This window comes from uncultured Veillonella sp., assembly GCF_963551295.1.
Classification (GTDB): domain Bacteria; phylum Bacillota; class Negativicutes; order Veillonellales; family Veillonellaceae; genus Veillonella.
The window spans coordinates 1-15420 of sequence record NZ_CAUVFT010000005.1; the positions used below are offsets into that span (position 1 = coordinate 1).

Genomic DNA, 15420 nt, shown 5'->3' on the forward strand with positions numbered 1-15420 from the left:
AGTATAAATTTTACAAAACTCAGAAATATTCATTCATCTCTCCAAATATGAATTTAGTCATTTAATAATCGTTCTAGCTCATCCGTATCAGCCATAATTTGTTCATTTAAAGCCTTAATATTAGCTAATATTTCGCTAGTTGGAGGATATTCGACCGGGATATATTCAATCTCTTTATATTTATTAATAGATAAATCATATCCATTATCCACGATTTCTTGTTTAGGTACTAAGAAACTTTGTTCAGTACGCTTGCGTTCACTTTCACTATCAATATGTTCAAAACGTTCAATAATATCAGCAATGTCATTATCTTCAATAGGTTGCCGTTTATCATCTAAACTAAAGCCATCTGCTTTCATATCATAAAACCAAACATTATCGGTTCCACCAGCTTGAGTTTTTGTAAAAATCATAATCGCTGTAGATACCCCTGCATAAGGTTTAAAAACACCTGAAGGCATAGATATAATAGCACGCAAATGATGATTTTCAATAATTTCTTTTCGAAGAGCTACATGTGCTTTAGAAGAACCAAATAGAACCCCATCTGGTACAATACAGGCACAAGTACCACCTTTTTTCAAAATTCTTAAAAATAGTGCCAAAAATAAGAGCTCTGTTTTTTTTGTATTATTGGTAATACTACGCAATTCATCATTAATAGTTTCCTTATCTAAACTACCTTTAAATGGTGGGTTAGCTAAGCAAATAGTATATGCATCATGTATAGTATTTTGTTTCGATAGACTATCTTTGTAATCAACCTGAGGATATTTGATGGAATGTAACATTAAGTTCATTGCAGATATACGAAGCATTGTTGTATCTGTGTCAAATCCACTAAACATGTTACTTTCATAGTGTTTCCAGTCATCTTTATTCATTTTTTCACTATGATTAGTTCGAACATATTCTGCAGCAGATACTAAAAACCCCGCGGTACCACATGCAGGATCACAAATTATATCCTTTGATGTAGGCTTTAATAATCGAACCATCATTTCACGTATATGCTTTGGTGTTCTAAATTGACCATTCGTTCCAGCTGTAGATAATTTTGAAAGCATATATTCATACAAATCACCTTGCATATCTAAATTCGCAATATCATGAGTATATAAATCATCCAATCCCGTAATAATTTTTTCAAGTACTTGTGCAGTCGGAACTATGAAAGTAGCTGTAGACATATGCTTAGCAAAGAAATCAAAACCATCCTTTGTTTCATCCGTATCAGGAATGGGGATTAACTTTCCATGTTCATCAAAATCTGGCAATTTCCCATGCTTCATAGCCTTAATAGCTGGGAATACAAAATTAGAAACAATATTGTAGATTTCATCAGCGTTTCTAAATTTAAAATTACTCCAACGCATAGCTTGTCCAATATCCGACTCTGGAAAGATTAATTCCACATCTGCACCAAGTAAAGTCTTACTACGAATATTATTAATTTCTTGATCATCCAATGCACGTATAAACATCAAATATGTAATTTGCTCAATTACAGATAAAGGATTTGTTAAGCCTGCAGCCCAGACATTCTCCCATATCTTATCTACTTTATTTTTAATTTCTCCTGTTATCATATATATTCCTTTCTTTTTGTTTATTATAGGCAATACGATGATCTAATTCACGTCTTAAATCAGTAGGAGTATATAAATTTCTACGAATATCTGAATTAAATTGCTTATCTGTATAGTTTGGTAAACCAACAACATCCTTTATTTTTTTATGTTGTTGTAATGCATCATTAAATTTTAAACGCATTAATAACTTTAGAGTTACTCTAATTAATTTATACTGATAAGTATAATACTTTAAATTAGAAAAAGTATCTATATTATCATGAATAAATTGAATTTCCATCTTTATAACTTCTATGGCATCAGTAATACATAGATCTAATCGCTGATTTTCATTCAATATATGCACATTTTTTTTATTATATGAATCTTTAGTGTAACCTAAATCAAAAATAACTTTTAAAAAGCTACGTTTAATCTTTAGTAAATCGTGTTCATTTAAAGATGACTTTTGTTTATAAAAGTATTTAAATGCCAATATTAAATAACAGTTTAATACTGCACTAAATTTATATAAACCTATGGAATCAAGCAAACTAACAAAAAACTCAACTGCATTACCATTTAATGAAATCCTTGGGTGTTTTGAAGTGAAATATTCTCTTATCAGCTTTATATAATGTAAATTTGCTTCCTCTTTAGTCCAAGTATATATCAAAATTTTATATGTGTCTAAATATACCATCCAAGGTTCTATATTATAAAAATAAGATACTTGCAATGTATCTTTACCCCAAAAATGTAATTTGAATATATTATAGGCATCAATTTTCCAAGTAGGTGACTTGAGAATATCTCTTAATCCAGAAGCAATTTGTTCATAATTTATTTGATAATCTAATCCAAACATAATATAGTGATACAATGCAGTTTCTAATCTTTTATATTTATACCAGGATTGAATATTAGAATCTATGTCTTCAGGAATATTTAAAAGGAAATAAACTAGCATTTTCATAAAGTTTAGTCTATTAAATTTCAGAGAAATGTCTGAATATTTGGCTAACCCACAATGAAATTTGTGCTTAAATCCTTGTGGTAGCACAATATTATTATCAACTTCTATCTTTAAATTATCTAAAAGTGATAAATTTGTATTTAGACTATTATATATCTCCGGAATAAAATGTTTAATATAGCAAGCTATAATTAAAGTTTCTTTTAATATCACCTGGTTCTGCATACTATCAGGCATTGTTAAAGATACTGACTCTAACTCTTCTAGAAAAAACTTAATAGTCCTTATATTATGATAATCTCGGAAATATGCATTAATCTCTTCAGTATTTAATAAATTCAAGCGATTATGGATTCTTGACAATATCTTCTCTATTAAATATCTATTTTTATTTATAAATGAATTTGCTCCTACGTCTTGAACTATTAAAGTATTTAAAATAGAGTAAAAAGTCATATCAGTTAAACGGACTTTATTAGGAATATATTTTTGTAAATATATCTCACTAAAGCCTTGTTCTAGTAACTTTTCAGAATTATAAAGCATTAGAAATTTTAAGTTACTATTACTAGAATTACTTAATTTCTCACTAATAAAAAATAGTTTTTTTAAATGATCAACTTGATTAATTCTATCCACATCATCCAAAATAACAATAATAGGCTTTCTTAGTCTACTAATTCCCACCTTAAATGACTCGAAAATATCATAATATGAATCATCATCGTCTAACAATACATTATATAAAGGTTTATATTTATTTTGTAGAATAGCCAATAACCGACTTGCACTAAAATTACGAATACCGTCCTTCAATAAAAAGAAGTTAATCTTTTTTATTAATAAATCAATTGTATTATCTAAATTTAAAGATAATACATCAATAACTATAAATCTATAGTTATTATTTTCCTCTTTAATTAGATGATTTATTAAAGAGGTTTTTCCCATTCCCCATAAAGCATCAATACCGAGTAAATTAGATTTATTTTCCTTTATAAGCTTTCTAATATTATATAAATCAAGTTTCCGTTCTCTAAACAAATTATCCTTATCTATTTTGACTAATATTTCTTTAGGATATTCTAAAATTTCAAAAATTAAAATGATCAAAAATGTGTACATATTTGCATAAACTAAACCTCCATACTTATCCATAAAAATAAATTCGGAAAATAGATTACTACCAATACTTGGTAAAACAAAATTAGTTACAACATAAAATCCTATAGCACCTAGAATATATAAAATTAGATATCTAGGAACTTTAAAATAATACCCAGTAACCAAAATAAATATTCCTGAAAATAAAATACTTCCTATTATATTATCATTAATTAAAAGAAATACTAAAAACATAATTATAGTAGTACAAAGAATCAGTCGTTTTAATACGCCAGAACAGATAATTAATTTATTCAAAATTAAGACCCCTCTTTTAAATGGAATTAATATATCCAACAAAGCACCTCATGTATTTTTCATTTTACTATAAAAAATACCACATATAAACACTTTACTATGATAATAGTGAATATATGTGGTAAAACTTACATATATATTTTCATAAATTAAATTTGGAATCAAGTCAAGATTATATGTGAGGTTGACTATTTCTTCCTTATTTTACAGATGAGTTTTCATATATACCTTTAGGCATAGCTCCCATCCCAGCTTGGGTTTTAGCATATTTATCTTTATCATTTACATTGTCCACATATTGAACTATATCGCGTAAGTCTTTTGATGGTGTTTTATAATCATAATCGGCCATTATAAAGTGAGTATATAAGTTTTTATCATCATAGAGCGATTGAATGTACATTCTAGATGTAGATCGTTCAACCTCCATGTACATAGCAGGAGTAGCATCATTCCAAACTGTTGCGTATTGAATTGGCTTAAAATCGGAATATGGCTTATACATAATAAAGAATCGTATCAATTTATAATTAATTTGATGACGATTAGCCAACTCTTCCGGTTTTAATGCTCTCACCATGATACCTTCACGATATTTTTTACCATCATAGATATAAATTGCATCATTATCAGAGCCATGATACACTAAATTACTTGATTTTAACGTTTGGAACGTGAATCCATTAATAGTTATTGGTTTTGTTTTTGAAAGTATTTGTTTTGCTGGTTCAATTGAAGGTAGTACATAATTAACTAATGGTGACATTAGCTCTTTATACACATACTTCTGATCATGTGTCTTTAATAGTTTTAGTTCCTTTTTCTTAATCAAATCATAACTAATATGATAAGACATCAAAGGATCAGACTTTACGCTAAAATTAATGGCCCCTTCTAAAGCTCCACTTTTAGTCTGCCCAATCTCCCATGTGGCATTTCTAACAGTAGGATAAGAGAATGAATTTTCCTTAGCCTGGCTTTCACTATTCTTACGAATAGTATAGTGTAGATTGCCCTCAATTAAACGAAAATTCCCTTGTTTAATATCTGTAGTTAATGGGTCCCCTTTTATAGTTTTACCAAACTGGCTACTCTCTGGCACAGTAAATTTGATATTTGCCCCGTTATCCTTAAGAATAAAAACAGAAGAAGACTGTTTTGTAAAATGATACAATTCTTTTGTGAAGTATTCCAACTCATCTACTGTCCATTTTTTAGACTTATTATTAGTATATTCATCTCGTATCTGATTAGCTATAATATTTTCAGTCTTTTGGACTTCATTGTCAGTCTTACGATAATTTTGATATGCATTCTTTGATATTGTAGGATCCGCACCTGGTATATTAATATCAATCGCATGACTTCCTAACGTAACACAGCTTAAACATAATGTAGCCATCAATACACGTTTCATAATAGACTCTCATCCTTTCACATAATGCCTCTCAAATAGTATATATGTATAGAATATCATATTTTATTTGACCTATAGTAGTACAATATAATTATAACGTTAAGGAGGTGATACCTATGAAGTTTACAAAACGTATGCTCGTCATGACCTTTTTAGCCGTGACTGCTGCTGTGTCTACAGGATTTGCTTACGATTACGTATGCAATGGTACTCAAGCCAATTGTAATGCTAATACACAATATAACTGTAATAACATTAGCAATACAACTTGTAACAATACTAGCCAAAGTTATTGTAGCCCAAACTCTAATCCAAGAGGATGTGGCGGGTATAGAAAATAATATATCGAATACGATAAAAGCCTATAGTACTGAATATGTACTATAGGCTTTAATACTTAAAATATATTTCTTATACTATTACTCGACAAAGTGTGTATGCTTAACGCGCCAATGTGTCATTTTATTGAACAACCAAAAGCTATAAATGCCAAAGGTAATAAAGGTGAAGAACCACCATTTAATATAACTACCAAATAGTTGTGTACCAGTTCCATCAAAGTAAAGTCGTTTACCATTAATAATCGTATTACGGCAAATCCAGCTCCGGAACATAACCTCCGCCCAAGGGAATGCAATGCCGAAGGTACATACCGTAATCAGAAACGCTGCCAAAGTATACCCGATATATCCAAGTACAGAGCCTTCAAATCGAGATTCCATTTGTCCTGTCATAAAGTTCACTCCTTATAAAATAATTTAACTGCTAAGTAAGCCAACATTTTACGATTAACTTCAACGCCTGCTTTACTAAACCAGCGATGAAAAGGCTGTAAGTTGTGCTATTGATGCGAGCCGCTGCGTTGATACGAGCGATCTACAATTGGCGGATTTGCATAATACCAAATTATCTTCTATCTGTGTATTTCAAATAAACTCATGTATCTTATTTCATATGAAGATTTATATTTCCAAAAGCTGTACCATAAGCTTCTTTAAAGATATATTTACCTACAGCATATTTAGGATCACGCAAAGCTACATCAACGTATTGTTCTGGAATATTGCTAAAGGCACCCAAGGCTACGCCATCATAATTAAAATCTTCCACACTATTTATCGTTAATTTCATACCAGAGCTAGCTTGTTTATTATATCGATAAGTAACTAAAACCTTGTGAATATATGAATCAGTTCTACTACTATTATTATTTTCAACCTCATATACAACTGCCTGTACTTTATAAATAAACTGGTTCTCTTCTATTCTTTTAATAGAACTCTTGTCTACAAAATACGTAATGGCATTTTTCCCTGTAAGAATAGGAATATTATTCTTATCATTTTTAATAGCTTCCATCGATATAGCTTGGATTTGTAATGGTATTACTATACATGCTAACAATAACATAGAAAATAACTTTTTCATTAATTTAAATCCTCTCTTTTAATATTATCACACACATTATATGTATAGGATATCATATTATAAAAGTATTGATAATCTATTACTTTCACCACATAAAAAAGGACCCTCCAAAGAGAGTCCTCAATATATATATATGGTTATGCTATTAAGCGTTTTTAGCTACTTCAACAAGTTTAGCGAATGCTGCTGCATCGTTAACTGCCAAGTCAGCCAACATTTTACGGTTAACTTCAACGCCTGCTTTAGCTAAACCAGCGATGAAACGGCTGTAAGTTGTACCGTTGATGCGAGCCGCTGCGTTGATACGAGCGATCCACAATTGACGGAATTCGCGTTTTTTTGCACGACGGTCACGACGAGCGTAGTATAACGCTTTCATTACTGTTTCGTTAGCTTTTTTGAACAAACGGGAACGTGTACCACGGTAACCTTTAGCTAATTTTAAAATCTTTTTATGACGTGCATGAGCTGTAACGCCCTTTTTCACTCTTGCCATTGTATATTCCTCCTAAATTACGATGTATCGATCTAATAGTTAACGATTAAGCGTATGGTAAGCATTTAGCTACGCGTTTATGGTCAGCTTTTGCAACCAATGTAGCTTTACGTAAATTACGTTTACGAGCTGGAGATTTTTTCTCAAGAATGTGGCTTTTGAAAGCTTTCGCACGCTTGAATTCACCAGTACCAGTTACTGCGAAACGTTTAGCCGCTGCGCGACGAGTTTTAATTTTTGGCATAATATAATCCTCCCAATACCTTATTTACTTACTAAAATCATGGTCATGTTACGACCTTCTAATTTAGCTGCTTTTTCAATAGACGCCGTTTCTTTGAGTTCTTCAGCAAAACGTGTCAACACTGCCATGCCTAGTTCTGGATGTGAAAGTTCACGACCGCGGAACATAATGGTTACTTTTACTTTGTTACCTTCAGCCAAGAATTTGGATGCGTTTTTCATTTTTACGTAAAAGTCATGGTCTTCAATATGTGGACGTAATTTGACTTCTTTCAAAGTTACGATTTTTTGTTTTTTCTTCGCTTCTTTCTCGCGTTTTTGTTGTTCATAACGATATTTACCGTAGTTCATAATGCGAGCTACTGGTGGTTTAGCGTTAGGTGCAATTTCCACAAGATCAAGATGCTGTTCTTCAGCCAATGCCAAAGCCTCACGGCCAGACATAATACCGATTTGTTCGTTTTCAGGACCTACTACACGAAGTTCACGAGCACGAATTTCTTCATTAATGCGTGGTGTATCCTTGCTAATAGCGTTCACCTCCAAGAGAATAAAAAAAACGGACGGCAAACACCATCCGAATAGAATTCTCTATATTAACCTCATACTTCTTGGTATTAGGTGAGTGGCGGATGGCCTCTGCTTCATAAATTACTTAATTATAATAACAAATTAGATAGTGAAAGTCAACAACAATCTTGAGCTTTTCTTGATAAATTTATTATTACAACTCTTATAGTATAACAGACTATCTATGTTCTGTATATATGTGTTATTACTGACAAGTAGACCTCTTTAAATATACAATAGTCTTATAGATTTATAATTAATTTTCTAAAAACACGATAACAATAATAAATATATATTTATTTACGCTAACGCTAACTAGAAAAATATTTATATTAATTAAGCATTAAACATATTGAAAGGAGTTTTATCATGAGTGCAACAAACAGTGCCCCTCCTCTAAAGGTACGTACAACCGCTCAAAATATTGGTCTCATTCTTTCCTTCATTGTTCTCGGTGGCATTTTATTATTACCAACACCAGAAACATTATCTACTGGTGGTCATCGTATGATTGGTGTACTTGCCTTTGCTATCATCTTATGGATGACGTCAGCTGTATCCTATCCGGTAAGTGCGACCATGATTACGGCGCTCACAGCCTTGTTACTAGGTTTCGCTCCAAATCCAGAGGCGCCAGCAAAAGCTATGGGCACAGCTAATGCCTTAAAACTAATTATTTCAGGTTATTCTTCTCCTGCGATGATTCTCGTAGGTGCCGCTATGTTTATTTCCGTAGCCATGCGTAAAACGGGACTAGATCGTCGCATTGCCATGCTCGTATTATCTAGTGTAGGCACAAAGGTAAGCCGCATCTATTTAGGTGTTATTATTACAGGTCTTATTCTAGCCTTCTTTGTACCGAGTGCAACAGCTCGTATCGCTTGTCTTGCTCCAATTATTATCGGTATCGTTGAAAACCTAGGTATTGAACGTAAAAGCCGCGTAGCAGCTCTCCTCATGGTAGGCGCCGTACAGGTAGATACCTTTTGGAATATCATGATTCAAACAGCAGCCGCCCAAAACCTCGTAGCTGTTGGGTTTATGCAAACACAGATGAACACATCTGTAAGTTGGATTAATTGGCTCACAGCAGCTGCACCATTCTCCATAATTATGGCTATCATTACCTACTTTGTAACGCAAGCTTTAATTAAACCTGAATTTAAAGAACTCGTTGGCGGTGATGTACAACTCGCTAAAATGCGTAAAGAAATCGGTCCAATGACATTCGATGAAAAGAAACTATTATGTATCTCTATTGGTCTATTAGCATTGTGGGCGACGGGAGGTAAGTTACATACCATCGATACTACAACCTCAACAATCGTAGCCATCGCACTATTCTTCTTCCCTAATCTCGGTATTCTGGAATGGAAATTTGCCCAATCCAACATAGATTGGGGCTCCATTGTCATGTTTGGTGCTGGTATCGGTCTTGGTTCTGTATTACTTAAAACAAAAGCGGCCACCTGGCTCGCTCAAGTATTTGTAAATACCTTTTCCCTTGAAACGGCAAGCGTATTCCTTTTGATTGCTATTATGGCTGCCTTCTTAATTTTAATCCACCTTGGATTTGCATCAGCTACAGCCCTCTCCTCTGCCATGATTCCTATCGTAATATCCATCGTTATGGGACACTCCGCAGAAGGTCTTAATCCACTTGGTGTAACAATGCTTATGCAATATGCAGTTTGCTTCGGTCTAGTACTACCAGTCAACTCACCACAAGGCATGGTAGCTTACGGTACAGATACATTCGACGTAAAAACATTTATGACTACAGGTATTCCTTTGACTATCATTGGCTATGTGATGATGCTCATATTTGCCCTAACATACTGGCACTGGATCGGAATTGCTTAAGTCTAAATATTCTAAATAGACCAAATATTCTAGATAATTCTAATATTTTAAATTAAACATACTATAAAAGGCTCTGTCTTATGACAGAGCCTCTTGATTTTTATATGCTTTTCAATATAAAACGTCTATGTTCTTTTCAATGTAAAGCTTTCACAAATATTTATTTATTCTAGTTCCTTACCTTTTAGTTCAGGAATTAAGAATACTGTTGCTAAAATATCGATTACATAGATAATCGCGAGGAAAGCGATTGCCACTTGGTAGGAATACAGTGAGATGATCATGCCTACTACCATTGGGCTAAAGCCACCTACGGCACGACCAATGTTAAATAATACATTTTGAGCTGTTGCACGAGCACTTGTTGGATATGCTTCCGCCATTAAGGCACCGTAGCCACCCATCATACCATTTACGGAGGCCCCTAATATAGCACCAGCAAATAGCATAGCTGTTGGATCAGATAGTTGAGAGTAAATCAAGATAGATGCCACAGCACATACTTGGAACAAAATAAATGTCGGTTTACGACCAATTTTATCTGCCAATCGTCCGAATAACCAAATGCCGACCATCATACCACATACAGTTACGGCAGTCCACAAACCCGATTTTGTAAGAGAAAACCCTAATTGCTTACTCAAGAAGTTAGGCAACCAAATCATAATACCGTAGTAACCAAAGTTTTGAACAGATGTTAAAATAGCAACACCTATAGAGGTCTTTGTAGTTCTTACATCTTTTACTAATAACTTGAATGAGTTCGTATGGGAGTGTTCCTTAATTTCTTTACTTTGAACAAAGATTTCTGGTTCATGTAATTTCGCACGGAAGAACCAGGCTACAAAGGCAGGAATAATGCCAACCATGAACATACCACGCCAGCCAATATAAGGGAGTAATACGGGCGTTAACAGTGCTGCGGCCAATACGCCTAACTGCCAACCAATGGCAACATAGCTCGTCGCTTTTGCACGGTGTTGTGCAGGCCATGCTTCGGCTGCTAAGGCCATACCAATACCGAATTCACCGCCTAAACCGATACCGGCAATTGTACGATATATGAGAAGATCCCAATAACCTTGTGCAAAAGCACATAGACCAGTGAATACAGCAAATAACACAATAGTCCATGTCAACACACGAACACGACCAAACTTATCTGACAAGGTACCAAAAATAAAACCACCAATTACAGCACCTACCAAGGTCCACGTCACAAGGGAACCTGCTTGACCTGTGGTCAAACCTAAGTCCCCTGAAATTAAGGTCAGCATAAAGCCGAGAATCAAGAGATCAAACCCATCCATGGCATAGCCAATAGAGGAACCAATAACAGCTTTCCAACCGTATGAATTTACTTCTTTCATAGTCATTTCCTTTCGCTACTCACAGGTAACAATTAAAGAGAATATAATACAAAATCCCCCTCTTATAATTTCATCACTATTAAATTATACAGACTAATTTAAATTGTGCAAGATGTGAGGGGGATTTATAACATTATAATTACTAGGATGGTAAATAATTAGTTGCGTTCTTTAATTTCAGTTTTAATAGAATTGAAGAATTCTTCGAATGGTACGGAGCCCAATTCGTCACCACCGTGTTTACGAACGTTAACTGTGCCTTCTTCGACCTCTTTATCACCCACAACAAGCATGTATGGAACCTTTGCCATTTGTGCTTGGCGGATTTTATAACCGATTTTTTCGCTGCGATCGTCTACTTCCACACGTACATAGTCGCGGTGCATTTGTTTTGCCAAGTCCTTAGCATATTCAACGTGTTTTTCAGAGATAGGCAAGATTTTAACTTGTACAGGAGCCATCCATGTTGGGAATGCACCTGCATAGTGTTCAGTTAAGATACCGATAAAACGTTCCATGGAGCCGAAGCATGCACGGTGAATCATAATAGGGCGATGTTTTTGACCGTCTTCGCCAACATATTCAATTTGGAAACGTTCTGGCAAGTTCATATCCAATTGGATAGTACCACATTGCCATGTACGGCCTAAGGAGTCTTCAATATGGTAGTCAAGTTTAGGACCGTAGAATGCACCATCACCAGGGTTAATTACGTATGGAATACCTTTTGCTTCGATAGCATTACGCAATGCTTCTGTAGCGGCTTCCCAAATCGCATCATCCCCCATAGCATTGTCTGGTTTAGTGGATAATTCCACATGGTATTTCAAACCAAATTGGCTATAGATACGGTCAAATAATTCGATAACTTTCATCAACTCAGATTGCATTTGGGATGGCAACATAAATACGTGAGCATCGTCTTGTGTGAAAGCACGTACCCGGAACAAGCCGTGTAATGCACCAGATAATTCATGACGGTGAACTAGACCAAGTTCAGCGTAACGCAATGGGAAGTCACGGTAAGAATGCATTTCGTTTTGATAAACCAAGATACCGCCTGGACAGTTCATTGGTTTAATTGCATATTCTTCTTCGTCAATAATTGTAGTGTACATATTTTCGCGGTAATGGAACCAGTGACCAGATGTTTCCCACAATTGTTTGTTCAAGATGATTGGTGTACGAATTTCTTCGTATTCAAATTCATGGTGAACTTCGCGCCAGAAGTTTTCTAATTCGTTGCGAAGAGCCATGCCTTTTGGCAAGAAGAATGGGAAACCAGGACCTTCTTCTTTGATAACAAACAAGCCAAGTTCTTTACCAAGCTTACGGTGGTCTCGTTTAGCCGCTTCTTCAAGCATGTGAAGGTATGCATCCAGTTCTTCTTTTTTCTCGAATGCTGTACCGTAAATACGTTGTAACATTTTATTCTTTTCGTCGCCGCGCCAGTATGCACCTGCAATGCTTTGTAATTTGAAAGCTTTCACCTTACCGGTAGATGCCACGTGAGGTCCTGCACAAAGATCGATGAAATCGCCTTGAGAGTAGCAAGAGATTACAGCATCTTCAGGAAGATCTTGAATCAATTCTACCTTGTAATCTTCATTTTTAGCTTTAAAGAATTCGATAGCTTCTTGACGAGGCATAACGGATTTAGTAATCGGTAAATTTTCTTTTACAATACGGCTCATTTCCTTTTCGATTTTACCCAAATCTTCAGGAGTCAAAATATGTTCCATATCGATATCATAGTAGAAACCCTTATCGATAGCAGGACCGATAGCCAATTTAGCTTCAGGCCATAAACGTTTAACAGCTTGTGCCAAGATATGAGAAGCTGTGTGACGCAAAGTATGTTTGCCACCTTCATCTTCGAATGTTAAGAACGCAACTTCAGAGCCATCTACAAGTTCTTCGCGAAGGTCTGTTAATTCGCCATTTACGTTTGCAGCTAGTACTTTTTTAGCCAAACTGTTAGATAGTTGTTTTACTGCTTCCCCAAGAGTAGTGCCAGCAGCGTATTCCTTCGCACTACCATCAGGTAAAATGATTTTTACATCTGCCATTTTTCTTTCCTCCAATTTATAAACTAGGATAGCTTTGATTTTCTACTTTCACCAATATACCTACTTACCACACAATACATAAACATTGAGTAATTAGCTTGAAGAAATTGGGTAATAAAAAAAGACCTTCTATCCCTACAAACAAGGGACGAAGATCATTCGCGGTTCCACCCTAGTTAACTACCTATACCAATATATGTGTATAGTTAATTCACTTCATTAAGCCCGATAACGGTGGCGACCGTATTTGCCTACTTAGGTTCGACAAATCAGTTTAAAGGGGGTAACTCTAATATATGTGTAAGGCATTTCCAGCATCAGCCTCTCTCTGGTACACAGGGATAAAAGAATCATGTCCTTTGCATCACTTTTACTAGATTATAGTATCATAGAGGACTAAAAAATTCAATACAGTTTAACTGTAAATTTCTTGAAAACTATAAACTGTAATTTCTGTAAAAGCTATAAACTGCAAATCTCACCTTTATTTATACCTATATATACATATATCTTAAAAAAACGGCCCGAGAATGATATGTCCCCTTTACTAGACAACCAGTGAAGGCGGAACATATCAGAATCTCGAGCTATTATATACATTATTTGCAAATTAACGTTTGAAGTTTGTAGACAACATAGCACCAATTACTTTTTCCAATTTGCTAGTAGAAAGGTCTGGACCTTTGTAGAGTGTTAAGAGCACGTCATTAGAGTTATCTTGTTTAGATACCATCATAACACCGCTACCACGAGCACCGTTATCATCGTAATCTTTCGCTACAATAACAAGGTTCAAATAATGGTCCTTCATGTATGTATACACCTTGCTTGTACGTGCAGAGGATCCAATCATTTTTGCCATGTTCATACCACGGTTGAATACGATAGTATTGGCATTATGTGGATTTGCCGCTAACTGTTGCTTCTCTTCTTCATTTAGAGGCATGAGGTTTACCATGAGGGAGTCTCCCATTTTGCCCCGGAACATGGCTGGCATAGTTTCACGTACATCATCAGGAATGCCTGTGTCAGCAGTCAATTTCAATTCCTTAGGTACGGTCATATATAAAACGCCCTTGCTATTGCGTCCCACCTCTGTAGTACTGAGGTCTACAGCGCTAAGCATAATGGAATCTTTAATGGTCGCCACTTGGTTAGCCAATGGTTTTTCAGGAACGCCACGGCTCGCCAATTGTACATCGCCAGATTTAGTTTTCTTCAATGTTTCCACATTCCAGCTTGCCCCTTTTTTGTCTGCATCGCTAGCTTCTGTGAAAGCATTCGCCCCGTCTTTTGTGCCTACATATACATACGTTTGAGCTGGGATGATTGTATCTGGTGCGCCAGACTTATTAAAAGCCGCACCGTATACCACATTAGGAATCACAGTAGAACCAATTTGTAAATTGTTGTTAGTTTGGCTTTCAACATCAAAATTGATATTCCCTGTGAAAGTCATATCAGGACCATGGTTGATAACAACCACCTCCCCTGCTTGAGGAATGATTACAGGGCCTACAGGACCCGCCATAGCTACACCTGCCATAGATACTCCAAGGCAAGCTGTTAATAATGTGCGTTTCAAAATAGATTGTTTCATAGATACACTCTCATTTCTCTACAATTCGTATACATTTGATGTAATTGTAAATCTAGTAAAGTAATTAAATTTCCTCATACGATTTACAATCAAAATTATACTTAACCTTCTATAGTGACATAGTCGGATAAACTACTTAATACTTCAAGCGCCAAAGGCCTTGTAGATGGTGTGCAGCGCAACATACACCGCCCACTCGCATCTACCGAGGTCATAACACCTAAATATTCATAGCCTTCAATGATGCGATTGATGAAATTCGTATGTTTAGTATCAATGTGAAAGTACACATACGCTTCTTCTCCAGAGGTGGTTAAGTCTGGTACATCTGGAAAAGCACCGATTGATTTACTCGGTTCTAAGGCTGTACCACTCATAAAATATCCTCCTTC

At 35.0% G+C, this 15420-nt stretch carries 14 protein-coding genes, 1 pseudogene and 1 other annotated feature; of the genes and pseudogenes, 2 read left to right on the plus strand and 13 right to left on the minus strand.

Going from position 1 to position 15420, the window contains the following annotated elements:
* Positions 1-53: 53 nt before the first annotated feature.
* From RYO55_RS01995 to RYO55_RS02005, 3 genes are all read right to left on the minus strand, one after another.
* On the minus strand, positions 54-1592 hold the full coding sequence (locus RYO55_RS01995) for a class I SAM-dependent DNA methyltransferase (protein ID WP_314983952.1): 1539 nt from the start codon (positions 1590-1592) through the stop codon (positions 54-56).
* Positions 1573-3972 carry a P-loop NTPase fold protein gene (locus RYO55_RS02000; RefSeq protein WP_314983954.1) on the minus strand — a complete coding sequence of 800 codons (2400 nt, stop codon included), beginning with the start codon at positions 3970-3972 and terminating at the stop codon, positions 1573-1575. The genes RYO55_RS01995 and RYO55_RS02000 overlap by 20 nt, the downstream gene beginning before the upstream one ends.
* Positions 3973-4171: 199 nt before the next feature.
* On the minus strand, positions 4172-5389 hold the full coding sequence (locus RYO55_RS02005; RefSeq protein ID WP_314983955.1) for a hypothetical protein: 1218 nt from the start codon (positions 5387-5389) through the stop codon (positions 4172-4174).
* Positions 5390-5505: 116 nt separating this feature from the next.
* Between RYO55_RS02005 and RYO55_RS02010 the strand changes: the two genes are divergently transcribed.
* Complete coding sequence (locus tag RYO55_RS02010; RefSeq protein WP_314983956.1) at positions 5506-5730, plus strand: hypothetical protein; 225 nt, start codon at positions 5506-5508, stop codon at positions 5728-5730.
* Between the two features lie 78 nt (positions 5731-5808).
* On the opposite strand, the gene RYO55_RS02015 is transcribed toward RYO55_RS02010, so the two are convergent.
* The 6 genes and pseudogenes from RYO55_RS02015 to infC all read right to left on the minus strand — a co-directional run bounded on the left by RYO55_RS02015 (position 5809) and on the right by infC (position 8096).
* Entirely contained in the window at positions 5809-6123 is a 315-nt protein-coding gene (locus RYO55_RS02015; protein WP_012864549.1) for a DUF898 family protein, read from the minus strand.
* A 5-nt stretch (positions 6124-6128) separates the two neighbouring features.
* Positions 6129-6265 (minus strand): annotated as a pseudogene (locus RYO55_RS09740) (50S ribosomal protein L20); the annotation flags it as partial.
* 69 nt (positions 6266-6334) lie between these two features.
* Positions 6335-6817, minus strand: a complete 483-nt coding sequence (locus RYO55_RS02020) for a hypothetical protein (RefSeq protein WP_314983959.1) — start codon at positions 6815-6817, stop codon at positions 6335-6337.
* 145 nt (positions 6818-6962) lie between these two features.
* A complete protein-coding gene (gene rplT, locus RYO55_RS02025) occupies positions 6963-7313 on the minus strand; it encodes a 50S ribosomal protein L20 (protein ID WP_004696335.1) in 351 nt (116 codons plus the stop codon).
* A gap of 46 nt (positions 7314-7359) precedes the next feature.
* Positions 7360-7557 carry a 50S ribosomal protein L35 gene (gene rpmI, locus RYO55_RS02030; RefSeq protein ID WP_004696338.1) on the minus strand — a complete coding sequence of 66 codons (198 nt, stop codon included), beginning with the start codon at positions 7555-7557 and terminating at the stop codon, positions 7360-7362.
* 20 nt (positions 7558-7577) lie between these two features.
* A complete protein-coding gene (infC, locus tag RYO55_RS02035) occupies positions 7578-8096 on the minus strand; it encodes a translation initiation factor IF-3 (protein WP_038150063.1) in 519 nt (172 codons plus the stop codon).
* A 399-nt stretch (positions 8097-8495) separates the two neighbouring features.
* Between infC and RYO55_RS02040 the strand changes: the two genes are divergently transcribed.
* Positions 8496-9989, plus strand: coding sequence for a DASS family sodium-coupled anion symporter (locus RYO55_RS02040; protein ID WP_314983961.1), 1494 nt, complete (start codon positions 8496-8498; stop codon positions 9987-9989).
* Positions 9990-10153: 164 nt separating this feature from the next.
* Here RYO55_RS02040 and RYO55_RS02045 read toward each other — a convergent pair whose 3' ends face one another.
* From RYO55_RS02045 to RYO55_RS02060, 4 genes are all read right to left on the minus strand, one after another.
* The gene (locus RYO55_RS02045) at positions 10154-11359 is read right to left on the minus strand and encodes an MFS transporter (RefSeq protein WP_123137842.1); all 1206 of its coding nucleotides are present in this window, start codon (positions 11357-11359) and stop codon (positions 10154-10156) included.
* 158 nt (positions 11360-11517) lie between these two features.
* The gene (gene thrS, locus RYO55_RS02050; RefSeq protein WP_012864554.1) at positions 11518-13428 is read right to left on the minus strand and encodes a threonine--tRNA ligase; all 1911 of its coding nucleotides are present in this window, start codon (positions 13426-13428) and stop codon (positions 11518-11520) included.
* Positions 13429-13569: 141 nt separating this feature from the next.
* Positions 13570-13802, minus strand: a binding site (T-box leader).
* A 236-nt stretch (positions 13803-14038) separates the two neighbouring features.
* Positions 14039-15028 (minus strand): hypothetical protein, encoded by a 990-nt coding sequence (locus RYO55_RS02055; protein WP_314983963.1) that lies wholly within the window; start codon positions 15026-15028, stop codon positions 14039-14041.
* Between the two features lie 101 nt (positions 15029-15129).
* Positions 15130-15405 carry a DUF4911 domain-containing protein gene (locus RYO55_RS02060; protein ID WP_314983964.1) on the minus strand — a complete coding sequence of 92 codons (276 nt, stop codon included), beginning with the start codon at positions 15403-15405 and terminating at the stop codon, positions 15130-15132.
* Between the last annotated feature and the right edge of the window lie 15 nt (positions 15406-15420).